The organism is Oceanivirga salmonicida, assembly GCF_001517915.1.
In the GTDB taxonomy this organism is placed as follows: Bacteria; Fusobacteriota; Fusobacteriia; order Fusobacteriales; family Leptotrichiaceae; genus Oceanivirga; species Oceanivirga salmonicida.
The window spans coordinates 1-23880 of sequence record NZ_LOQI01000006.1; the positions used below are offsets into that span (position 1 = coordinate 1).

30 protein-coding genes are annotated in these 23880 nt (G+C 25.8%); 26 read left to right on the plus strand and 4 right to left on the minus strand.

The genetic code is table 11. The annotated features are described in order from the left end of the window. Nucleotides 1-387 precede the first annotated feature (387 nt). The 20 genes from infA (at nt 388) to AWT72_RS01400 (ending at nt 16643) form a co-directional block, all read left to right on the plus strand. Nucleotides 388-606 (plus strand): translation initiation factor IF-1, encoded by a 219-nt coding sequence (infA, locus tag AWT72_RS01305; RefSeq protein ID WP_046328514.1) that lies wholly within the window; start codon nt 388-390, stop codon nt 604-606. 13 nt (nt 607-619) lie between these two features. Next, on the plus strand, nt 620-733 hold the full coding sequence (rpmJ, locus tag AWT72_RS01310; RefSeq protein ID WP_067139637.1) for a 50S ribosomal protein L36: 114 nt from the start codon (nt 620-622) through the stop codon (nt 731-733). A 145-nt stretch (nt 734-878) separates the two neighbouring features. Continuing rightward, nucleotides 879-1244, plus strand: a complete 366-nt coding sequence (rpsM, locus tag AWT72_RS01315; RefSeq protein ID WP_067139640.1) for a 30S ribosomal protein S13 — start codon at nt 879-881, stop codon at nt 1242-1244. 20 nt (nt 1245-1264) lie between these two features. Further along, entirely contained in the window at nt 1265-1651 is a 387-nt protein-coding gene (rpsK, locus tag AWT72_RS01320) for a 30S ribosomal protein S11 (RefSeq protein ID WP_067139643.1), read from the plus strand. A gap of 25 nt (nt 1652-1676) precedes the next feature. Further along, nucleotides 1677-2264, plus strand: a complete 588-nt coding sequence (rpsD, locus tag AWT72_RS01325) for a 30S ribosomal protein S4 (protein ID WP_067139645.1) — start codon at nt 1677-1679, stop codon at nt 2262-2264. Between the two features lie 35 nt (nt 2265-2299). Continuing rightward, nucleotides 2300-3247, plus strand: coding sequence for a DNA-directed RNA polymerase subunit alpha (locus tag AWT72_RS01330; protein WP_067139648.1), 948 nt, complete (start codon nt 2300-2302; stop codon nt 3245-3247). Nucleotides 3248-3266: 19 nt separating this feature from the next. Next, nucleotides 3267-3641, plus strand: coding sequence for a 50S ribosomal protein L17 (rplQ, locus tag AWT72_RS01335; RefSeq protein WP_067139651.1), 375 nt, complete (start codon nt 3267-3269; stop codon nt 3639-3641). Between the two features lie 65 nt (nt 3642-3706). Then, on the plus strand, nt 3707-4192 hold the full coding sequence (gene rimP, locus AWT72_RS01340; protein WP_067139654.1) for a ribosome maturation factor RimP: 486 nt from the start codon (nt 3707-3709) through the stop codon (nt 4190-4192). Beyond that, nucleotides 4182-5270: a transcription termination factor NusA gene (gene nusA, locus AWT72_RS01345; protein WP_067139657.1), complete on the plus strand. Its 1089-nt coding sequence runs from the start codon at nt 4182-4184 to the stop codon at nt 5268-5270. Before rimP ends, nusA begins: the two co-directional genes overlap by 11 nt. Continuing rightward, nucleotides 5254-5517, plus strand: a complete 264-nt coding sequence (locus AWT72_RS01350) for a YlxR family protein (RefSeq protein WP_197407581.1) — start codon at nt 5254-5256, stop codon at nt 5515-5517. The genes nusA and AWT72_RS01350 overlap by 17 nt, the downstream gene beginning before the upstream one ends. Further along, nucleotides 5510-8149 carry a translation initiation factor IF-2 gene (gene infB, locus AWT72_RS01355; protein WP_067139663.1) on the plus strand — a complete coding sequence of 880 codons (2640 nt, stop codon included), beginning with the start codon at nt 5510-5512 and terminating at the stop codon, nt 8147-8149. The genes AWT72_RS01350 and infB overlap by 8 nt, the downstream gene beginning before the upstream one ends. Then, nucleotides 8149-8505 carry a 30S ribosome-binding factor RbfA gene (gene rbfA / locus AWT72_RS01360; RefSeq protein WP_067139667.1) on the plus strand — a complete coding sequence of 119 codons (357 nt, stop codon included), beginning with the start codon at nt 8149-8151 and terminating at the stop codon, nt 8503-8505. Before infB ends, rbfA begins: the two co-directional genes overlap by 1 nt. A gap of 46 nt (nt 8506-8551) precedes the next feature. Next, entirely contained in the window at nt 8552-9832 is a 1281-nt protein-coding gene (tig, locus tag AWT72_RS01365) for a trigger factor (protein WP_067139671.1), read from the plus strand. Between the two features lie 13 nt (nt 9833-9845). Beyond that, a complete protein-coding gene (locus AWT72_RS01370; protein WP_067139674.1) occupies nt 9846-10418 on the plus strand; it encodes an ATP-dependent Clp protease proteolytic subunit in 573 nt (190 codons plus the stop codon). Nucleotides 10419-10435: 17 nt separating this feature from the next. Then, nucleotides 10436-11659 (plus strand): ATP-dependent Clp protease ATP-binding subunit ClpX, encoded by a 1224-nt coding sequence (gene clpX, locus AWT72_RS01375; RefSeq protein WP_371440132.1) that lies wholly within the window; start codon nt 10436-10438, stop codon nt 11657-11659. Between the two features lie 3 nt (nt 11660-11662). Further along, nucleotides 11663-13975, plus strand: coding sequence for an endopeptidase La (gene lon / locus AWT72_RS01380; RefSeq protein ID WP_067139680.1), 2313 nt, complete (start codon nt 11663-11665; stop codon nt 13973-13975). Nucleotides 13976-13994: 19 nt separating this feature from the next. After that, a complete protein-coding gene (gene yajC, locus AWT72_RS01385) occupies nt 13995-14255 on the plus strand; it encodes a preprotein translocase subunit YajC (protein WP_067139683.1) in 261 nt (86 codons plus the stop codon). Beyond that, nucleotides 14252-15274, plus strand: a complete 1023-nt coding sequence (locus AWT72_RS01390) for an N-acetylmuramoyl-L-alanine amidase family protein (protein ID WP_067139687.1) — start codon at nt 14252-14254, stop codon at nt 15272-15274. The genes yajC and AWT72_RS01390 overlap by 4 nt, the downstream gene beginning before the upstream one ends. A gap of 22 nt (nt 15275-15296) precedes the next feature. Then, nucleotides 15297-15764: a hypothetical protein gene (locus AWT72_RS01395; protein ID WP_197407582.1), complete on the plus strand. Its 468-nt coding sequence runs from the start codon at nt 15297-15299 to the stop codon at nt 15762-15764. A 372-nt stretch (nt 15765-16136) separates the two neighbouring features. Next, nucleotides 16137-16643 carry a hypothetical protein gene (locus AWT72_RS01400; protein ID WP_067139693.1) on the plus strand — a complete coding sequence of 169 codons (507 nt, stop codon included), beginning with the start codon at nt 16137-16139 and terminating at the stop codon, nt 16641-16643. Nucleotides 16644-16678: 35 nt separating this feature from the next. On the opposite strand, the gene AWT72_RS01405 is transcribed toward AWT72_RS01400, so the two are convergent. From AWT72_RS01405 to AWT72_RS01420, 4 genes are read right to left on the minus strand one after another with little or no spacing between them, the layout of a single operon-like run. After that, complete coding sequence (locus AWT72_RS01405) at nt 16679-17161, minus strand: hypothetical protein (protein WP_067139697.1); 483 nt, start codon at nt 17159-17161, stop codon at nt 16679-16681. 36 nt (nt 17162-17197) lie between these two features. Beyond that, complete coding sequence (locus AWT72_RS01410; RefSeq protein WP_067139700.1) at nt 17198-17782, minus strand: hypothetical protein; 585 nt, start codon at nt 17780-17782, stop codon at nt 17198-17200. A gap of 20 nt (nt 17783-17802) precedes the next feature. Then, the gene (locus AWT72_RS01415) at nt 17803-18372 is read right to left on the minus strand and encodes a DUF1700 domain-containing protein (RefSeq protein ID WP_067139703.1); all 570 of its coding nucleotides are present in this window, start codon (nt 18370-18372) and stop codon (nt 17803-17805) included. Between the two features lie 4 nt (nt 18373-18376). Then, nucleotides 18377-18679, minus strand: coding sequence for a PadR family transcriptional regulator (locus AWT72_RS01420; protein ID WP_067139704.1), 303 nt, complete (start codon nt 18677-18679; stop codon nt 18377-18379). A gap of 151 nt (nt 18680-18830) precedes the next feature. Between AWT72_RS01420 and AWT72_RS01425 the strand changes: the two genes are divergently transcribed. The 6 genes from AWT72_RS01425 to AWT72_RS01450 all read left to right on the plus strand — a co-directional run bounded on the left by AWT72_RS01425 (nt 18831) and on the right by AWT72_RS01450 (nt 23838). Continuing rightward, nucleotides 18831-19202 carry a hypothetical protein gene (locus AWT72_RS01425; RefSeq protein ID WP_067139706.1) on the plus strand — a complete coding sequence of 124 codons (372 nt, stop codon included), beginning with the start codon at nt 18831-18833 and terminating at the stop codon, nt 19200-19202. Between the two features lie 23 nt (nt 19203-19225). Continuing rightward, complete coding sequence (locus AWT72_RS01430; protein WP_067139709.1) at nt 19226-19723, plus strand: GNAT family N-acetyltransferase; 498 nt, start codon at nt 19226-19228, stop codon at nt 19721-19723. 95 nt (nt 19724-19818) lie between these two features. Next, a complete protein-coding gene (locus AWT72_RS01435) occupies nt 19819-21132 on the plus strand; it encodes a toxin-antitoxin system YwqK family antitoxin (protein WP_067139712.1) in 1314 nt (437 codons plus the stop codon). A gap of 28 nt (nt 21133-21160) precedes the next feature. After that, nucleotides 21161-21985 (plus strand): toxin-antitoxin system YwqK family antitoxin, encoded by an 825-nt coding sequence (locus tag AWT72_RS01440; RefSeq protein WP_067139715.1) that lies wholly within the window; start codon nt 21161-21163, stop codon nt 21983-21985. Nucleotides 21986-22009: 24 nt separating this feature from the next. Further along, a complete protein-coding gene (locus AWT72_RS01445; RefSeq protein ID WP_197407583.1) occupies nt 22010-22480 on the plus strand; it encodes a hypothetical protein in 471 nt (156 codons plus the stop codon). Nucleotides 22481-22539: 59 nt separating this feature from the next. Continuing rightward, the gene (locus AWT72_RS01450) at nt 22540-23838 is read left to right on the plus strand and encodes a toxin-antitoxin system YwqK family antitoxin (protein WP_067139722.1); all 1299 of its coding nucleotides are present in this window, start codon (nt 22540-22542) and stop codon (nt 23836-23838) included. Nucleotides 23839-23880 lie beyond the last annotated feature (42 nt).

The following is a 23880-nucleotide window of genomic DNA, read 5'->3' on the forward strand; positions in this document are numbered from 1 at the left end:
CTCTTTTTTACATTTCAACATATATATATTATATCACGAAAAAGATGTTTTTGTCAACTAAAAAAGCTAGAATTTATCATTGTTTTTTGATGTTTTCTAGCTTAAATTTTTTGCGAAACTTGGGTAATCAATAAAATAAAATTAAGAGTATAGAAAAATCTATATTCTTTTTTTATAATATTCTATTTTCTATTTTTTTTATAATTTTTAATAAAGACACACCAAAATAAATAGGTGTGAGAAATATATTTTTTCAAATTAGACCTAGCACTAGGATTTATTAGAAAAAAAATAAGTTTTTTGTTGTAATTTTTTTTTATTTGTGTTACAATAATAAAAGTTGCAGGAATTGCAACAATTTTATATTATATGATTCGAGGTGATTTAATGGCAAAACAAGATGTACTAGAGCTTGAGGGAGAAATATTAGAAGCATTACCAAATGCAATGTTTCAAATCAAACTTGAAAATGGACATACAGTGTTAGGGCATATTTCTGGTAAAATGAGAATGAACTACATCAAAATTTTACCGGGTGATAAAGTAACGGTAGAAATTTCTCCGTATGATTTATCTCGTGGTAGAATCGTATACAGAAAAAAATAGAAGGAGGGTTTTTATGAAAGTAAGAGCATCTGTAAAAAGTATTTGTGACAAATGCAAGATTATCAAAAGATCTGGCATTGTAAGAGTAATGTGCGAAAACCCTAAACATAAACAAAAACAAGGATAGTTAAACGAAGAACATTAAATTAATTTTTATATATAACCTAATATAAAAATTGTAAAAATATGTTTGGCTGTAGAGCTTATTCTTATCTTGTAAAGTTTAGGTAAGGCATATTGAGGAAGATTAATTTATTAAAGGAGGAGAAAATTTGGCTAGAATAGCAGGAGTAGATATTCCAAAAAACAAAAGAGTTGAAATATCATTAACTTACATATTTGGTGTAGGTAAAAGTATTGCAAACGAAGTGTTAGCAAGAGCTGAAGTAAACAAAGACACAAAAGTAAAAGACTTAACAGAAGAAGAATTAGGGAAAATCAGAAAAATAGTTGATGAGTACAAAATTGAAGGAGAGTTAAGAAAAGACATTAGACTTAATATCAAGAGATTAACTGATATTAAATGCTATAGAGGATTAAGACATAGAATGGGACTACCAGTAAGAGGACAAAAAACTAAGACTAACGCTAGAACTAGAAAAGGTCCAGTAAGAATGGCAGTTGCTAAGAAAAAATAGTAGATAGGAGGAAACTATAAGTGGCAAAAAAGACAACAGTTTCAAAGAAAAAGAAATTAAAAAATGTACCAAATGGTATAGCATATATACATTCAACATTTAATAATACAGTTGTTACTATAACAGATTCTGAAGGTAAAGTTATCGCTTGGAAATCAGGTGGAACATCAGGATTTAAAGGAACTAAGAAGGGAACTCCTTTCGCAGCACAAATAGCAGCTGAACAAGCAGCACAAGTTGCAATAGACAATGGAATGAAAAAAATAGAAATAAAAATAAAGGGTCCTGGATCAGGGAGAGAAGCTTCAATAAGATCAATACAGGCTACTGAATTAGAGGTTACTAGAATAATAGATATTACTCCAGTTCCTCATAATGGTGCAAGACCACCTAAGAAGAGAATGTAATTTTGACGAAGGAGGGAAAAAATAAATGGCAAGAAATTTAAAGCCTGTTTTAAAACAATGTAGAACACTTGGATTAGATCCAATCACATTAGGTGTTAATAAAAAATCAAAAAGAAATAAAAGACCAAACGCTGCTAAGAAAATGACAGAATATGGTACGCAATTAAGAGAAAAGCAAAAAGCAAAATTTGTATACGGAGTTCAAGAAAAACAATTTTATAAATTATATGAAGAAGCAACAAGAAAAGATGGTGTAACTGGTGAGTTACTATTACAATACCTTGAAAGAAGATTAGATAATGTAGTATTTAGATTAGGTATAGGTACAACTAGAAAACAATCAAGACAATTAGTTAATCATGGACATGTACTTGTTAACGGTAAGAGAGTAAACATAGTTTCTTTCAGAGTTAAACAAGGTGATGTAATAGAAGTAAGAGAACATTCTAAAGAATTAGATGTTATTAAAAATTCATTAGGTAAAAAATCTGTTCCAGGATGGCTTGAATTAGATGAAACTAAAAAAGTTGGGAAAGTATTAGAAAATCCAACGAGAGATGTTGTGGATTTTGAAGTTGATGAAGCGATGATAATAGAATTCTATTCTAGATAATAATTATTAAAAATCAGACTAAGGAGTTGATTCGCTTGTTAAATATAGAAAAAATAGCAAAAAATATAAAGTTAACAGAGGAAAAGATTGATAAATATTCAGCAATATATACATTAGAACCTTTATATAGAGGTTATGGTAATACCATAGGAAATGCATTAAGAAGAATATTATTATCTTCAATACCAGGTTCTGCCATAAAAGGTATGAGAATAGAAGGTGTATTGAATGAATTTACAACATTAGATGGTGTAAAGGAAGCTGTTACCGATATAATTTTAAATGTTAAAGAAATAATAATTGAGCTTGATGAACCAGGAGAAAAAAGAATGTCTTTATCTGTTAAAGGACCAAAAGTGGTAACAGCAGCAGATATAAAAGCAGAAATGGGAATAAACATAATAAATCCTGATCAAGTAATAGCAACAGTTACTACTGATAGAGAACTTATTATGGAGTTTTTAGTTGATTCTGGTGAAGGGTTCGTAGTATCAGATGAAATTTCAAAAGAAGGTTGGGAATTAGACTTCCTAGCTGTAGATGCTATATATACTCCAATAAAGAAAGTAAACTATACAGTTAAAGATACTATGGTTGGTCGTGTTACTAACTATGATAAACTTATGTTAGAAATAGTTACAGATGGAAGTGTAGAAATTCATGATGCATTATCTTATGCAGTAGAATTATTGCAAGTACATATTAAACCATTTACTAATATAGGTAGTTCTATGGCTAAGTATAGAGGAGATGCAGAAGAAGAAATTATTGAAGAAGAAGAAAATGACTATACAGATTTAAAAATTGAAGAATTACAATTAACTGTTAGATCATTTAATGCTTTGAAAAGAGCAAGTATAAATACATTAGGAGAATTATCTAAGTTGAGTTTATCCGAAGTAGAAAAGATTAAAAATTTAGGAAAAGTATCATTAACTGAAATAATTGATAAATTAAAAGAGTATGGCTTTAACTTAGATTAAAGATTGGGGGTTTAGTAAATTGAATCATAATAAATCATATAGAAAGCTTGGGAGAAGAACAGATCATAGATTAGCAATGTTAAAAAATATGACTATATCTTTAATACAGGCTGAGAAAATAGAAACAACAGTTACAAGAGCAAAAGAATTAAGAAAATTTGCAGAAAAAGCAGTAACATTAGGAAAGAAATATAATCAAACTGATGATAAAGCTAGAAGAGTTCACTTAAGAAGACAAGCATTTGCTTTCTTAAGAAGTGAAGAAGCTGTAGCTAAGTTATTCAATGATATAGCACCAAAGTATTTAGAAAGAAATGGTGGGTATACTAGAATACTTAAAACTGCTGTTAGACGTGGAGATTCAGCAGAAATGGCAATTATAATGTTTGTATAATTGTAAATATGTAAGAAAGGAGTGGACAGTCGTCCACTCTTTAATTTAAAAAATAAGGAGAATTTGTGTTAGAAAAATTAGAAAAGAAATTTCAAAACGCTATAACTGATGAGAATATAGAAATACTTTATGTGGACTATGAAAGTGATGGTGGCTATAACTACTTAAGAGTTTATCTAGAAAAAAAAGATGGGTCAAAAGTTAGTTTAGATGATTGTGAAAATGTAAGTAGGGTTATAAGCGATTTAGCAGATAATGAAATTAATGAAAAATTTATGTTGGAAGTATCAAGTCCAGGATTAGAAAGAAAATTAAAAAAAGAAAGAGATTTTCTTAAATTTATAGGTCATAATATTAAAGTAAAAACAATAAGTAATATTGAAGGAACTAAGAGTTTTGAAGGTAAACTTGAAAATTTTGAAGATGGTAATATACATTTATTTGATAATAAAATAGGAAAGGTAGCAATACCAATATCTAAAATAAAGAGTGCGAATAATATATTTGATTTTAATAAATTAAAAGAATTGGGGGAAGCAAATGAAGGCTAAAGGGCAAGAAATATTTTTAGCTGCATTAGATCAACTTGAAAAAGAAAAAGGGTTAGACAAAGAAGAATTATTACAAGCGGTAGAAACAGCCTTATTAGCAGCATACAAAAAGAACTATAAAGATGCTGAGAATGCGAGAGTTGAAATTAATAGGATTACAGGATCAATTGACTTTAAAGCTGATAAAATAGTAGTTGAAGAAGTTACTAATAAAACTTTGGAAATAGGCTTAGAATTAGCAAAAAAATATTCAAAATCAGCAAAATTAGGAGATATAGTTTCTATTGATATAGATGCTGGTAATTTTAAAAGAAATGCTATACAAAACGCTAAACAAATAGTTATACAAAAAGTAAGAGAGCATGAAAAATTAAGTTTATATAATAAATTTAAAGCCTTAGAAAATAGTTTAGTAACAGTATTAGTAAAGAAAATGGATGAAAATAGAAATTTATATATAGAAATAAATGATATGGAAGCAATAATTCAAGCAAAAGATTTAAATCCATTAGATGAATTTGTGCAAGGAGATAGAGTTTCTGTTTATGTTGGAACTGTTTTAGAAGGAACTAGATTTACTAAGGTAGAATTTTCAAGAAAAAATGAAGAATTTTTATTAAAGTTATTGGAAAGAGAAATACCAGAAATTGCTAATAAAGATATAGAAGTAAAAGCTATAACTAGAGAAGCAGGAAATAGAAGTAAGGTAGCAATTTATTCAAAAGACCCTAATTTAGATATTAAAGGTGCATGTATAGGTAAAAATAGTATAAGAATACAAACTATATTATCTGAATTAAATGGAGAAAAATTAGATATAGTATTATGGGATGAAGACCAAAGAATATTTGTGAAAAATGCGTTAAGTCCAGCCGAAATATTTGCTATTGAAATAGTTAAAGTGAATGAAGAATTAGTTGCTAATGTTGAGGTAGACCCTGAACAATTATCATTAGCAATAGGTAAAAAAGGTCAAAATTCAAGATTAGCTTCAAAATTATGTAAGATAAAAATAAATATAAAGGTAGATGAAGTAGAAAATTATGAATATAGAAAAAATCTTGAAGAAGCCGATTAGGACTTGTGTATATACAAGAATAAAAGATGAAAAAGCTAATTTGTTAAGATTAGTTAAAAATGAAAATGGCACATATGTATTAGATATAAATCAAAAAATACAAAAAAGAGCTATATATATATCTGCTAGTGAGAAAACATTAAAGATATTAGAAAAAAATAAGAAATATGATATATCTGAGAAAGATATGAGTATAATAAAAGAAGAGATTCTTAAGAGAATAAAGGTAGGTGTAAGCAATGGGTAATAGGATTTATGATGTAGCTAAAAAATTTGGAATGGATACTATAAAATTCGTTGAAAAAATAAGTAAGTTGGGAATAACAAAGAATAATCCTTTAAACAAACTTGATGAAAATGAAATGAAAAAAATTGAAATGGAATTTCAAGGAAAAAATGACGATAATGTAGTAGTTAAAGAAAAAATGATATTTAGCAATACAAAAAAAGAAAAGAAAAATTACAATAAAGACAGTAATTGGAATAATAATAGAAATAAAGTAAATACTAATAAGACTACAACTAGTACAGAAGATAATGCTGAAAAACCTGTTCAAAAAGATTATAGAAGAAATAGAGGTGCTGCAAGTTATACAAATACTAATTCTGATTATGCCAATAGTAGAAAAAACTTTGATAATAAAAAAGAAAATAATTGGAATAATAGAAATAGAAATAATAATACAGGCGGTAATAATAATTATAGAAATAATGCTGGGAATAATACAAGCGGTAATAGTGGTTATAGAAATAATGCTGGAAATAATACAGGAACTAATAATTATAGAAGCGATAATAGAAATTTTAAATCATTTGACAAAGATAAAGAGGATGATGATTCTACTAAGAAATTTGGTAGACCAAAGCCTAAAAAAAGAGATACAAAACCAGTTACAGATTCAGTTATACCTGAATCAGAGAACGGAGCAGTAAGTAAGAAATTTTCAAAAGCTTCTAACAAATCAAAATTTGATAAGAAAAAATATGAAAAAGAAAAGAAAGCAAAAGAAGAAGCAAGAAAATTAAAAGAATTAAGAACAGATTTTAGAAAAGATGTTAATAAGAAAAAAGTTAAGAAAAAAGATAAAGAAATAAAAAGTGAAATTGTTCAAATAGATGAAGGTGCAGGAGTACTTAAAATAGTTGGAGAATTAACTGTTAAAGAATTAGGGAAAAAATTAGGAGTAAATAGTTCTGATATTATTAAAAAATTCTTTATGGAAGGTAAAATATTAACAGCTAATGCTATATTATCTTTAGAAGAAATAGAAGAATTAGCATTAGAATATGATGTTTTAATAGAACATGAGGAACCAGAAGAAATTTCTTATGGTGAAAAATATGAATTAGAAGAAGAAGATAAAGAAGAAGATTTAGAATTAAGAGCTCCAGTTATAACTATAATGGGACATGTAGATCACGGTAAAACTTCATTATTAGATGCATTAAGACATACTAATGTAATTGAAGGAGAAGCAGGTGGAATTACACAAAGTATAGGTGCATACCAAGTTAAATGGAAAAATCAACTTATTACATTTATAGATACACCAGGTCATGAGGCATTTACTGAAATGAGAGTAAGGGGAGCAAACATAACTGATATAGCTATATTAATAGTAGCAGCAGATGATGGAGTTAAACCACAGACAGTAGAAGCAATCTCTCACGCAAAAGAAGCAGGGGTACCTATAATTGTAGCAATAAATAAGATTGATAAGGTAGGAGCTAATCCTATGAGAGTTAAACAAGAACTTATGGAACATGGTTTAATTACACAAGAATGGGGTGGAGACATAGAATGTGTTGAAATTTCAGCAAAAGAAAAATTAAATCTTGAAGAATTACTTGAAACTATAATTATAACTTCTGAATTACTTGAATTAAAAGCTAATTCTAAGAAGAGAGCTAGAGCAGTAATTATAGAATCTAAATTAGATCCACAAGTAGGAACAATAGCAGATATTTTAATACAAGAAGGTGAACTTAGAATAGGTGATATATTTGTTGCAGGAGAATCTTATGGTAAGATAAGAACTATGATAGATGATAAGGGAAATAAAATAGAAATTGCAACTCCATCTATGCCAGTAGAAGTAACAGGATTTAATAATATACCAGAAGCTGGAGATTTATTATACTGTGTAAAAAATGATAAACAAGCAAGAAAAATAATAGAAGATTATAGAAATACTAATAAATTAAATGAATTAAATGGTAAAAAACATATATCTCTTGAAAGTTTATCAAAAGAATTAGAGGATAAACAATTAAAAGAATTAAAATGTATAATAAGAGCAGATTCAAAAGGATCTGTTGAAGCCTTAAAAGAATCTTTAGCAAAATTATCTAATGATAAGGTAGCCATAACTGTTATACAAGCATCAGCAGGTGCAATAACAGAAGGAGACGTTAAGTTAGCAGAAGCATCTGATGCAATAATTATAGGATTTGGAGTAAGACCTAATAATACTGCTAGAAATATTGCAGAAAAAATAGGTGTAGAAATAAGAAACTATAATGTAATATACCATGTAACAGAAGATATAGAAAAAGCAATAAAAGGAATGCTAGACCCAGAATACAAAGAAATATATTATGGTCGTTTAGAAGTTAAAAAAGTATTTAAAGTTTCTAATGTAGGTAATATAGCAGGATCATTAGTTGTAGATGGTAAAGTTGTTAAAAAATCTAATATTAGATTACTTAGAAATGGTATTATTATACATGAAGGAGAAATTGATTCACTTAAAAGATATAAAGATGACGTTAAGGAAGCAAATCTTGGTCAAGAATGTGGTATAAGTATAAAAGATTATACAGACATTAAAGAAGGAGATATAATAGAATCATTTACTATGGAGGAAATTACTAGATAATGAATGAAAGAAGAGTAAAAGGTTTAGAAAAAGAAATTTCAAGAAAGATTGGAAATATTTTACTTACTGAAATAAAAAATGAAAAACTAAAAAATTTAGTAACTGTATATGAAGTTAAATTATCAAAAGATGGAAGATATGCAGATATAACATTTTCAGTTTTAAATTATAAACAAAATATAAATAAAGAAAAAGTGTTAGAAGATTTAAATAAGGTCAAAGGTTATTTTAGAAAAAGATTAAGTGAAGAATTAACTATAAGATATGTACCTGAAATAAGAGTACATTTAGATGATAGTGTAGAGTATGCTGTTAAAATTTCAAATCTTATAGATGAAGTTTTAGACAAAAAATAAAATTCATGTTAAAATAATATGATTAGAAAAAAATTAGGAGGTAAAAATGTATAATTTAGAAATTAATGAAAACTTATTAGCAACAGTAAAAATAGTAGTAGAAGGTGAAGAATTTAAATCAGCAAAGGAAGAAATTTTAAATAAATTTAAAAATACACAAATAGATGGATTTAGAAAAGGTAAAGCACCATTAGACGTTGTTGAAAAACATTTCGAAGGACAAATAAGAGAAGAAATTTTTACTAAATTAATAAATAAAGAATTTTCAAAAGCAATAGAAGAAAAGAATGTTGAACCTGTTTCAAGATTAGAAGTAGTAAGTGATAATATAACAAAAGATAAGGTAGAAGCAGTAATAACGTTTGCAGTAAGACCTGAATTTGAATTACCAGAATATAAAGGTTTAGAAGTTGAAATTGATGATTTACCAGAAGTTGATGATGAAGCAGTTAATAAATCAGTAGAAAATGTAGCAGCTAGACTTAAAACTTATGAAAAAGTTGAAGGAAAAGATACTGCTGAAAAAGGAGATATAGTAAATATTAATTTTGAAGGATTTGTTGATGGTACTGCATTTGAAGGTGGAAAATCAGAAAACTTTGACTTAGAATTAGGATCTCATTCATTTATAGATACTTTTGAAGATCAAATAGTAGGACATAAATTAGATGAAGAATTTGAAGTAAATGTTAAATTCCCAGAAGAATATCATGCAGAAAACTTAAAAGGAAAACCTGCTATGTTTAAGGTTAAGTTAAATTCTATAAAAGAAGTTAAAATGCCTGAAATAAATGATGAATTAGCAAAAAAACAAGGTTATGATACATTAGAAGATTATAAGACTTTTGTTAAATCAAATTTAGAAGCTCAAAGATTAGAACAATTAAACAATATGAAGTATCAAAAAGTAATAGATAAAATAGTTAAAAGTGCAACTATAACTGTACCAGAAGTATTAATAACAGAAGAAAAAGATAGAGAAATAGAAGCTTTCAAAAAACAATTAGCACAGTATGGTCAAAATCTAGAAACTTTCTTGACAAGTTCTAAAAAAACTATGGAAGAATTTGAAAAAGATGCTTTAGGAAAAGCAGAAGAAGTAGTTAAATTTAGATTAATAGCATCTGAAATAATTAAAAAAGAAAACTTAGAAGTAACAAAAGATGATATAAATGAACAATTAAATAATATGGCAACTGGCTATAATATGACTAGAGAACAATTAGTAGAAGAATTAAAGAAAATGAATATTCTAGAAAATTATACTAATGAAATAGCAAATAATATAATAGGTGGAAAATTAAAAGACTTATTATTAACAAAATAATTGGAGGAAATAAATGATATATCCATTTATACATGAAGAAGAAAGTGGAATTGAAAAGACATACAATATTTTTTCAAGATTATTAAAAGATAGAATAATATTTTTAATGGGTGAGATAGATGATGAAATGGCTAATACCATAATAGCACAATTACTTTATTTAAATGCCCAAGATAAAAATAAAGATATAATAATGTATATAAATAGTCCTGGTGGTTCTGTAACCGCAGGGCTAGGTATATATGATACTATGAATCATATAGATTGTAAGGTATCAACTGTATGTATAGGACAAGCAGCAAGTATGGGAGCATTCTTATTAGCCGCTGGTGAAAAAGGCATGAGAAGATCACTTAAGAATTCAAGAATAATGATACATCAAGTTTTAGGTGGTATAAATTATTCTCAGGCTTCTGACGTTCAAATTAGAGCAGAAGAAATGCTTAGGTTAAAAGAATTATTAAATGAAGAATTAGCCAAAAATACAAATAAAACAGTAAAAGTTATAGAAAAAGCAACAGATAGAGATAATTTTATGTCATCAGAAGAAGCCAAAAAATTTGGTCTGATAGATGAAATTATTTAATGAAAGGAAAGACAATGATAGAAGATAAATACTATGATTGTTCATTTTGTGGTGAAAATAGCCCTAACTTAGAATATATAGAAGGAGATGAACAAGCACAAATTTGTGAAAATTGTGTAAAAAGATGTGCTTTATTACTTGAAGAACAAAAAGTTTTGTCTAAAACATCAGAAAATAATTTTAATGTAAATCTTTTAAAACCTAAGGAAATTAAAGAAAAATTAGATGAGTATATAATAGGACAAGATAGAGCTAAAAAAGTTCTGTCAGTTGCTGTATACAATCATTTTAAAAGGATTTCTTTAAAGTTAAAACAAGATTTAGACGTTGAAATTCAAAAATCTAATGTGTTATTAATAGGGCCTACTGGAAGTGGTAAAACTTTATTAGCCCAAACATTAGCCAAAATATTAAATGTACCTATAGCAATAGCTGATGCTACTACTGTAACAGAAGCAGGTTATGTGGGAGATGACGTAGAAAATGTTTTATTAAAATTAATAAAAGCAGCGGATTATGATATTGAAGCAGCACAAAGAGGAATAATTTACATAGATGAAATAGATAAGATAGCAAGAAAATCTGAAAACACTTCTATAACAAGAGATGTATCAGGTGAAGGAGTTCAACAAGCCCTACTTAAAATTGTAGAAGGGACAGTGTCATCTGTTCCACCACAAGGTGGCAGAAAACACCCTAATCAAGAATTGTTAGAAATAGATACAACTGATATATTATTTATAGTTGGTGGAGCATTTTCTGGATTAGAAAAGAAAATAAAGAGTAGATTTAATGTAAAACAAATAGGTTTTGGAAATAATAGTAAAAATATTGATTTAACAGAAGAAACTATATTTAAACATGTATTACCAGAAGATCTTAAAAAGTTTGGGCTTATTCCTGAATTAATAGGTAGATTTCCTGTAATAGCAGCACTTAATCAGTTAGATGAAGAAGCACTTATTAAGATACTAACTGAACCTAAAAATGCTTTGGTTAAACAATACCAAAAGTTTTTTGAAATGGAAGATATAGAATTATCTTTTGATAAAGGGGCATTAAAAGAAATTGCAAAATTAGCATTTAAGAAAAAAATAGGAGCAAGAGGGCTTAGAAGTATAGTAGAAAATGCACTTCTTGATTTAATGTATGAAATTCCTAGTGAAAATAATATTAAAAAATTAGTAATCACAAAGAAAATTATAGATGAAAAAAATAAAGTTAATACAGATAAGGAGTAATAAATGATACCAGTAATTCCTGTAAGACAAATTGTTTGTATGCCAGGTATAGAGTCTAGTATTAGATTAGGTAGAAAATTTAGCATTAATGCAGCTAACTTAGCTATGGAGAATAAGCAAATAGTATTAGTTGTACAAAAAGATATAAAAGACCTAGATATAACAGTAGATGATATAGAACAATATGGTATACTAGCAGAAACAACGAATTTAACTAAAACAAAAAATGATAACTATAATTTATTTGTTAAAGGTATTAAGCGTGTAAAATTAAAAAAATTAAACTATGACAAAGAAAAAAATAGTTTTATGACTGAAGTAATAAATGTAAGAACTAAAATGGATTTAATAGATGATGAAAATTATAAAAAAACTATCTATAATCCAGAATATTTAGTTGCTATGGCAACAGATCTATTTACTAATAAATCTTTTGTTAAATCTGAGGAAGGAATGAATTTATTAACAGCAAGTTCATTAGAAGAATTACTTGATATATTAGTATATTTTGTAAGTTTTCCAGTAGAAGTAAAACAAAAATATATTAGAATTAGAAGCTTAGGAACGCGTATTAAAGAATTTTATAAAGATTTAAGTGTTGAAAAACAAAAAGCGCATATAGAAGAAAGTGTAAATATTAAAGTTAAAGAAATTATTGATGAGTCGCAAAGAAACTATTACTTAAAAGAAAAGATGAAAGTAATTAAAGAAGAATTAGGCGATGATACTGATGACTATATAGAAGGTCTATATGATAAATTAGAAGCAAGTGAGATGCCTAAAGACTTTAAGGAAAAAGTTTTAAAAGATTTGAAAAAATTAGAAAAAACACCTCAAATGTCAGCGGAATACAATGTGCTTTTAAACTATATAGAATTAGTTTTAGAATTGCCATTTAAAGCATCTGAGAAAAAAGCATTTGATTTGAAAAAAGCAAAACAAATATTAGATGAAGATCATTATGGTTTAAAAGAAGTAAAAGATGCGGTTTTAGAGTTCTTAGCAGTAATTGAACTTAAAAAGAAACTAGCAAAAAAGAATACTAAAAAAACAGCAAGTGTATTATGTTTAGTAGGACCTCCAGGTATAGGTAAAACTTCATTTGCAAATTCTATCGCAAGGGCTATGAATAGAGAATTTTCTAAGATTAGTTTGGGTGGAGTAGATGATGAAAGTGAAATAAGAGGACATAGAAGAACTTATGTAGCTGCTATGCCAGGTAGAATTATAGAAGCAGTAAAAAGAACGGGAGTAAATAACCCAGTTATATTATTAGATGAAATAGATAAATTAGATTCAAATTTTAGAGGAGATCCATCTTCTGCTTTATTAGAAGTATTAGATCCGGCTCAAAACTATAAGTTTGAAGATCATTTTATAGATTATCCTTATGATTTATCTAATGTATTCTTTATATGTACTGCTAATAATTATTCAACTATACCTGAGCCATTATATGATAGATTAGAAGTTATATACATAGATTCATATACTGAATTAGAAAAATTAAACATAGCTATGAAATATTTAATATCTCAGGTAGCAGAAGAAACAGGTATAAAACTTAATCTTAAAGAAGATATAGTTTTAAAAATAATAAATTCATATACTAGAGAAGCAGGAGTTAGAAATCTTAAAAGGGAATTGGTTAAATTAGCGAGAAAAATGGCAAGAGAAACTCTTGAAGAATCTAAGAAAAAATTTATTATAGGAAAGAAAAATTTAGTTAAGTATTTAGGGCCTGAAAAATATAAGCCTGAAAAAATGGCTGAAAAAAAAGCGAAAAAAGGGAGTGTAACTGGACTTGCATGGACTAGTGTAGGGGGAACTACATTAGAAGTACAAGCTTTAAAAATGCAAGGTGATGGAAAACTAATGTTAACTGGTAAATTAGGTGAGGTTATGCAAGAATCAGCAAAAGTTGCTTATTCTTTTGTAAGAAGTATAAAAGATAAGAAAAATAACTTTGAAAAAGATTCTGATATACATTTACATTTTCCAGAAGGAGCAGTACCAAAAGATGGACCATCTGCAGGTATAACTATAACTACTGCAATATTATCAGTAGTATCTAATAAAAAGGTTAGACAAGATTTAGCTATGACAGGTGAAATAACATTGACAGGTGAAGTATTAGCCGTTGGTGGTATAAAAGAAAAGGTTATAGCAGCACATAGAATAGGTATAAGAGAAGTCATATTACCAAAAGAAAATGAAGTAGATACAAAAGAATTGCCAGCAGAAATATTAAAAGATATGAATTTTAATTTTGTTGCTAATTATAATGAAGTGATAAAAATAGCGTTAGTTAATTAATTTAAAAAGGAGTAAATTTATGAATTCAAATGTAGTATTATTAGGGTCATATGCAATATTAATATTAGCATTGTTTTTACCATTATATTTAATGAATAAAAATAAAAAGAAAAAATATAATGAAATGATTTCTACAATGAAAATAGGAGATCAAATAGTAACTATTGGAGGAATATACGGAAGTGTTACTAAAATTTTAGATAATAAAATAGAAATAAAAATAGATAAAGGTGTATCTATGACTATATCAAAAGGGGCGATTTCAAGGATAGAAAGATGATAAAAGAATTAAAAAAAATAATTTTCCTGCTATTTTGTATAATTCCAATAATAACATTTTCTAATGATTTAGAAAGCGTTTCATACAGAAACGGTCAAATATCATTAACATTTTCAGAAAGAGTACCAAGATATAAAGAGGTATTTGATTCTGAATTACCATCTTTAACTTTGCTTTTTGAAGATACTGATAAAAACAAAAGAATAGAGCAAGTTATAAGTGTAAATGATAGTTATTTAATGGATGTTTTAACTGAAAACTATAATGGTGAAACAGATATAGTGATTTATTTACAATCAAGAGTTAAATATACAATAAGTAGTTCAGGAAAAAAACTAATTATTAAATTAAAAGAAGAAAGTGTTTTAGTTAAGAAGAAAAAAACTATTGTTTTAGATGCAGGACATGGTGGAAAAGACAGTGGTGCAGTTGGTAATGGGTATAGAGAAAAAGATATAGCACTTAAAGTTATTCTTGAATTGTATCGTGAGTTAAGTAAAGACTATAATGTAATACTTACAAGAAAAGATGATACTTTTATACCACTTAATAGAAGAGCAGATATTGGGAATGAAAATAATGCAGATCTTTTTGTAAGTGTGCATTTAAATTCATCACATAATAGAAAAGCACATGGAGCAGAAGTATTTTATTTTTCTAAAAACCCATCATCTTATGCAAAACAATTAGCAAAATATGAAAATAGTTTTGATATAAAAGGAGCAAGAGCAATAGAAGCATCACAGTTTGTTATTGAAGATGTATTATATCATTTAAACCAACAGCAAAGTGCGATTGTTGCTAATTCTATTTTAGATGGAATAGTTAGAACTATGAATATGGAAAGAAGACGTGTAGCAGGGGCAAATTTTGCTGTACTAAGAGGATCAATTTCGCCATCTATATTAATAGAGTTAGGTTTTGTTTCAAATCATGATGATATTAAGAAATATTCAACATCATATGGACAAAGAAAGGTTGCAAAAACTATAGCAGAAGCTATAAGAAAGCATTATTGAGGTTAATATGAAAAGAAAATCTATGAGAAAAAAATTTATTGAAAAAAATTTATGGACTATTGTATTATTAGTATGCATAGTATTTGCATATATATACAAAAGTCATTTAAATAAACAACAAGAAGCAGTTACTGTTTTAGTTGAAGAAGCTGAACAAATTGAAAGAGAATCAGAGATTGTAAAGTTAAAAATATATGATTCTTTTGAAAATAAGATTAAAGAAAAAGAAATTGAAGTCAACAATAAGCAATTTTTGACTATGGGAGATTACATTAAATTAATTCTTGAAAATTCGGAATTCTTAACTAATAAAATGGACCTTTTATCAGTTTATGAATTAGATGATGAGCAAGTTTTAGTTATATTATCAGATGAATTTAGAAATCTTTCAAAATCTTCATTTGTGGCAGTAACTACAACTATAAAACTTAATTTAAAGGAAGCTTTTCCAAATGTAAAAGTAGTTAATATAAAGTTAGATAGTGATTAAAAAAATCTAGGCTTAATTGTCTAGATTTTTTGTTATTTTTTAATTTTTATTGTAATTATTAATTGTAGTAAACAGTATAAAAATATTAAAAATAAATTTGTAAAGAATATTGTTTTTGCTATAATAGTTTTGTCTTTGAAAATTATTACTAGCATAGGTAATATTACAACAAACAAAAGAAAGCAAAAGATACTGAATTTAAAACTTCTTACGAATAAAATATCTTTTTTCATAGTTTAACTCCGTTCTAAAAAATTAATTGTTAATTTTTTAATTAATTATATACCTAAAAACTAGATAAATCAATAGAGAATTTATCATTGACAAAAGTTTTTAAATAGTATAATATTCTTTTAGAAAGGAAGTGAATGTATGAAAAAAAACATAATTTTAATGTTTTCAATACTAGTATTATCAGGCTTATCATATACTAAGAAACCAGATAATATTAATGTTATAGGTAATATTGGATTTAATTCATATATATTAGAACCAACATATGGTGCTACCTTAGGATTTAATATTCAACCTGAATGGATTTTTGAAAAAGAAAAAATTGATATAGGTGTAGGTCCAGTATTTGGGGTAGATACTTCGGCTTTTAAATTTAATAATGATTTTTCTGGTTCTGCTCAAATAAATTTAGGTGTAAGATATGACATTTATTTAAAGAAAAATGATATATATATAGGAAGTGAATTAGGGCTTGCATTAGGAATTCAAAAAAGTAAAGATAAACGTGTAGAATTTAATCCTTTTGCAATAAATGCTAAATTACTTCATGTAGGTAAAAAATTTGATAATGGATTTAGAGTTGGTGGTTATCTAGGTTATGGTTCAAAGGGAATTGTAGGATTAGAAATAGGTAAATCATTCTAAAAAAAATCTAGGTATTAATTGCCTAGATTTTTAATTTATCTACCTGAAATTTTTATTTTACCTAATAAATTACTTATATAAATATTAATAGTTTTATCACTTTCTTTATTAATATTTTTCATAGATACACTACCAATTATATCATCTCTTTGTAATGAGACATTACTACTAGTTTTAATTTTTATATCTCCTATAAAATCATCAATATTAATTTTTGAATTATTTTCTAAATCAGATGTTATTTTCCCAATAGAATCTGAAATATCTATAAATATTTCATCTTTATATATTATTTTGATAGCATCTAAATTATGTTTTTTAATAGATGAGATATTTACTTTATCAGATATGGTTTCAACTTCTACATTATTACTATATTTTATAATGTTTTGTTCTCTCTTTATTATTTTTATATCTCCTACATAATCATCTATTATAATTTCATTATTTTTGAAGTTTATTACACTACTGTAATTATTTTTATATGCATAAATTGAAAATATAAATCCTGTTATCATTAAAATAATACCTATTATAATTATTTTTTATTCATATTATTTCCCTTTCAATTTACCCTTAATATTTATGTTTCCTAATGCATTAATTATAGAAATATTAATAGTTTTATCACTATTTTTATTAATATTTTCTATTGATATAGGAGCAAGAGTATTAGTTGTATCTATAGAAACATTACTACTAGTTTCAATATTTATATCTCCTACAAAATTTTCTATATTTATTTTAGAATTATTTTCTAAATTAGAGTTTAATAAGCCAACTGCATCTATAATATCTATATCTAGATTTTCTTTATATATTATCTTTACTTTATTATTTTTAGCTTTCTTTTTTGAATATATTTCTATTTCATTAGAATTATTATTAATATTTAATGTTTCATCATATTTTATAAGGTTTTTATCTCCCTTTTCTATTTGAATAGTTCCAGCAAAGGTTTCTAATAAAATTTTTTCATTATTAAAAGGCATTTCATGTGTAAGTTTATTAAAAGTTTTTTCATATATAAATTCATTATTATAGTTAGTTTCTATTTTATTATATGCATAAATTGAAAATACAAGCCCTATCATCATTAAAATTATACCTATTATAATTATACTAAGTTTTTTATTCATATTATTTTCCTTTCTAATTTTTATTTATTCGAAAAAAATGTATATATCTTAGCAAATAATCTAGCAAATAAATTTAAAATATATCTTGCAACTTCTATAAATAAAGGTGAAATTACCAATAATAGACCTATTGAAAATATTGATACACCTAAGAATAAAAAGTTACTAGGGTATGGGAAAGTTATTGCCCAAAAAGTTGTTTTAAATGGTATTGCAAATAATGAAATTATTAGAGCCATTATAACAACACCTATACTAAGAATTACTGCAAAGATTGCAAATATAATTCCAATAGCAGCAAGTGCTAGTGGTAATGCAATAGGCAATCCCAATATGGCACTTATAGTTATTAAAATAAATTTAAGTGGATTATTCATTTTTTCTTTTTTATTGGCAACTTGTATACCTTGGTCTAATAGTATTTCATTTGCTATCTTATAAGGATCCATATTTTCAGGTACATTATCATCTTGTCCTATATTTAAATCTTCAAAATACTCTTCATAATATTTAAAAATATCTGCTTTTTCACTATAAGATATGTTTTTTAAATAATTATCTAGTTTTTGCATAAATTTTTTTCTAGTCATTTTTTTAACCCTCTTTTAAAAAATTGTCTATTGTATTTTTTAAATCTGTCCATTCTAATTTGATTTTTTCAAATTCTAGAAGTCCTTTTTTAGTTATTTTGTAATATCTCCTATTTCTGCCTTGATAATTATTATCATATGTACTAAGCAAATCATTTTGTTTAAGCCTTCTTAATACTGGGTAGAGTGTTGATTCACTTATTTGTATTTTTTCTTGAATATTTTGAGTTAATGCATAACCATATAAATCCTCTTTTTTAAGACAAGATAGAACACAAAATTCTAATATATCACTTGTTATTTGCACATATTACCCTCCTTTACTTTGCTTTCAACAATATTATATGACATATAATATTGTTTGTCAATACATATAAAAAAATTCTTATTTTAGTTGAACATTATCAAAAACGGGGTATAATATACCAGTAATGTAAATAATGTTTGGAGTGAGAAATATGAGATTTAATAGAAATATGAGACTATATTTAATTACTTTAATAATAAGCATACTTAATTTTATTTATGCGATTTTTATAAATTATATAAAATCAAATGATATTAATTCTCATAAAACAAACGTATATATTTTTGCTATTATTATAGGAATGATACCTTGTTATATATGTGCATTTAAAATTTTTTTAATAATACAAAGTGCATTATGTAAGTTAATAGAAAAATATACAGAAAATATTATAATAGATACTTTAATGTTCATATTTAGGAGATGGGTATTACATTTAATTATGGTGATTCCTATAGTTATATTAGGATTTGGACCAACAATTTTAGGTTTTATGGTTTCAAACCCAATTTTAAGAGTATGATATTATAAAAAAGGAGACCAACTATGATTTTAAATTTAAATAAGGACCATATCATAAAAATTAATGAAAACTTTATTAAACAGGGATGGGGTTCTAGAAAGGATATATTGAATAAATATCTAGATGAGCAACAATCTGGTAAAAGAATAGTTTTAGTGTATGAAGAAAATAATGAAATAAAGGGATATATTACTCTTATAATAAGTCCAACAAAAGGTCCGTTTAGTTTAACAAATATTCCTGAAATTTCTGATTTCAATGTTTTTAAAGAATATCAAGGTAAGGGTATTGGACAAAAATTATTAGATAATATTATTAATAGATCTAAAAAAATAAGTGATTTAGTTGGTATAGGAGTTGGACTACATGCAGGATATGGTACAGCTCAAAGGATGTATATTAGAAATGGATTCATACCAGATGGTAATGGGGTCTATTATAAAGGAGAAATACTAGAGCCATACACAGAGTGTATAAACGATGATGACCTAGTACTATATTTTATAAAAAAACAAACTTAGATAATTAGAATGTGCATTTAAGATAAGTTTTATATTCACATTTAGAAAATGGATATAGGCTTATTATTTTAGGAGTATAAGGAAGTGAGTTTAATATGAAAAAAATATTTAGTATATTTTGTCTACTAAGTGTAGTTATAGCATATGGGGAACCTAAATACATGCCACAAGATTACAGTGGTGTTATTAAAACAGTATTTCTTGAACCAAATACAAAGGAAGAAGTAAAAGTTATTAATGGTAGAAAAGAAGGGGAATCAAAAGAAATTTATCCAGATGGTAGAATACTTTATTCAACATATAAAAATGGTGTAAGACAAGGGAAAGCAAAAATAGAATATCCTAATGGTAATATTGAAATAACTAATATTAAAAATGATTATTTACATGGAGATACTATTACTACAAGTGCTAATGCAGAATACGAAGTAAAAGGTAAATACATATATAAATATAAAGATGGAGATTTTATAACTAGAAATAAAAGCGGTAAAATAGTTGAAAAAATAACATATATATTAGATGAAGCAACAAGAATGGAGACTAACTATGATAATGATATAGTAGAAGCAGTATTTAATCCATTTTTTGGTACATTTAAAATTAAAATTTTAAATGGAAATTCTGAATATGAGTTTAAATACTTTAATGAAAAATATGCTAATGAATTTGGTAATAGATTTGGTCAATTAAAAATTACTCATTTAGGAAATGTATATACTCAAACAATAATAAAAAATAAACCTATTACTATGGCAAAGGTAGTATATAAAAATGGAGAGATTAAATATGCCAAAAAGATAAAAGATTTATTACCTGATGAAATTAAAGATAATTATAATTTTGATGCAGAGTATAAGGGTGAAGATAAAAAAATGACAAAATCTTTTGAAATAGATGGATTAAAAGGTCAAATTAAAGATGGAAAGATTGACGGAATATTAGAATATCATGATAAAATGACTTCTAATAAAATTGTGATGAATTTTAAAGATGGAAAATTAGATGGAGAAGTGAGTGTTTACACTAGTGAAAAGGGAGTATACTCAAAAACAAATATAAAAAATGATAAATTACATGGGAAATATATAGAAAATTTTGATGAATTTAGAGTAGAAAAAATTTTTGAAAATGGAAGATTAGTAGAGTGTTTATTTTATGAAAACAATGTAGAAACTAAAAAATATGAAGTTACTGATGAAGGAATCCTTATAATGTCTTCAAATCATTTTTCTATACATGAAGGAGACACTTTAAAAATTTATTATAAGCCAGTACCATATGGTGAAGATGAAAAAATAATGGTAATTGTAACAAAGAAAAATGGACAAGTTAGAATGTATAAAAAACTTAGTGAATACCAAGGTGGTGGATCATATATTGAATTAAAAGAAGCGGATAAAAAATAAGATTATTATAAAAAGGAGAAAAATTATTATGAAAAAGATATTAAGCATATTTTGTCTATTTACTTTAATAAATATTACTTATGGAGAAGCTAAATACATGCCACAAGATAATAATGGAAGATTTACTCTTTTATATAATGATATTTCTTATACTAAAGAGGAAGTAAGAGTCATTGGTGGTAGAAAAGAAGGAAAATCAAAAGAAATTTACCCTGATGGTAGAATATTTTATTCAACATATAAATATGGTGTAAGACAAGGTGAAGCTAAAATAGAATATCCTAATGGAAGTGTCGAAATAGTTAATATGAAAGATGATTTTATTCATGGCAAATCAATATTTAAAAGCCCTAATGGAGAATATATAACAAAAGGGCAATATTTATATAATTTAAAAGATGGAGATTTTATAACTACTGATAAAAGTGGTAAAATAGTTGAAAAAAGAACATATATATTAGATGAAATTACAAGAATAGAGAGTTATTATGATAATGAAATAGTAGAAAATGTATTTAACCCATTTTTTGTTACACTCAAATTTAAAATCTTAAAAGAAAATTTTGAATATGAGTTTAAAATTTTTAATAATAAATATTCTGATGAATTTGGTAATGAATTTGGTCAATTAAAAATTACTCATTTAGGAAATGTATATACTCAAACAATAATAAAAAATAAACCTATTACTATGGCAAAGGTAGTTTATAAAAATGGAAAGGTTAAATATGCTAAAAGTATGAAAGAATTATTGCCAGATGATATAAAAGAAAGTATTAGTTTTGATTTTGAATATGAAGGAAAAGATAAAAAAATGACAAAATCTTTTGAAATAGATGGATTAAAAGGTTAAATTAAAGATGGAAAAGTTGATGGAGTGTTAGAATATCATAATAAAATGACTTCTAACAAAACTGTGTTGAATTTTAAAAATGGAAAATTAGATGGAGAAGTTAATATTTATACTAATGAAAAAGGAGTATATTTAAAATCAAACATAAAAAATGATAAATTAAATGGGAAATATACAGAAAATTTTGATGAACTTAGAATAGAAAAAATTTTTAAAGATGGGAGATTAGTAAAGCATTCAATTTATATAAATAATATACAAACTGAAAAATATGAAGTTACCAATGAAGGAATTCTTATAATGTCTTCAAATCATTTTTCTGTACATGAAGGGGATAATTTAAAAACTTATTATAAGCTAGTACCATATAAAAAAGATCAGGAAATAATGACAATTGTTACAAAGAAAAATGGACAAGTTAGAATGTATAAAAAACTTAACGAATATCAAGGTGGAGGTAGATATATTGAATTAAAAGCGGCAGATAAAAAATAAGATATTTAATTTAAAAGTTCAGAAAATTAAGATTTATTATAAAAAGGAGAAAAATTATTATGAAAAAAATATTAAGCATATTTTGTCTATTTACTTTAATAAATATTACTTATGGGGAAGCGAAATACATGCCACAAGATAATAGTGGAACGAATATTATTGCATATTATAACGCAGATAATACAACAGAAGAAGTAAAAGTCATTGATGGTAGAAAAGAAGGGAAATCAAAAGAAATTTACCCAGACGGTAGAATATTTTATTCAACATATAAACATGGTGTAAGACAAGGAGAAGGGAAAATTGAATACCCTAATGGAGATATTGAAATAATTAATATTAAAGATGGCCTTATACAAGGGGAAACAATATTTAAAAGTAGTAATGGAGAATATATAATAAAAGGTCAGTATTTGAATGGTTTAATAGATGGAGATTTTATAACTACTGATAAAAATGGAAATTTACTTCAAAAAGAAACTTTTATCTTAGGTGAAAATTTGAAAACAATAGACTATGGTGATGGTTTTGAAACAGTTATTACAAATACACCAATGTATACAATTGTAGATTTAAAATCAGAAGATGATAATTTAGAAATGAGTTATAAAGTATTTAAAGGAAAACTTTTTGGACAATCAAAAATTGTTCATCAGGGAAATGTGTATACTCAAACTTTTATTAATTCAAAACCTATAACTATGGCAAAAGTAGTATATCAAAATGGAAAAATTAAATATGGTAAAAGTATAAAAGAATTACTTCCTAATGAGTTTAAAGAAGTTATAAGTTTTGATTTTAAGTATAATAAAAAAGATAAAAAAATGACTAAATCTTTTAATGAGGATGAAATCAAGGGTAAAATTAAAGATGGGAAAATTGAAGGTTTGCTAGAATATAAAGATGAAAAATATGATGTAAAAACGACTTCAATGTTTAAAAATGATGAATTAGATGGAGAAACAATTATTTATTTAAATGAAAAAACTACTTTAACTTTTAATATGAAAAACAATTTATTGAATGGCGAACATGTTCAAAATTTTGGAGAATATAGTTTAATAGTTAATTTTAAAGATGGAAGAGTAGTAGGAGATTGCTATATAGTTGAAAAAAATGTTAAAAAAATTCATGGTAAGGCAGATGAAAGTGGTCTTCTTATAAGATATTTAGACCATTTCAAAGTACATGAAGGAGATACTATAAAAGGTTACTATAAAGTCATATTAAAAGGTGCAGATAAAGAAATGATGCAAATTGTAACTAAGGCTAATGGTCAAATAAGAAGATATGGAAGGTTAAACGAATATCAAGGTGGCGGAGAATATATTGAGTTAAAATCAGCAGATAAAAAATAAAATATTTTGTAAAAAGACATTTAGTTTAAAGACTTGTGTCTT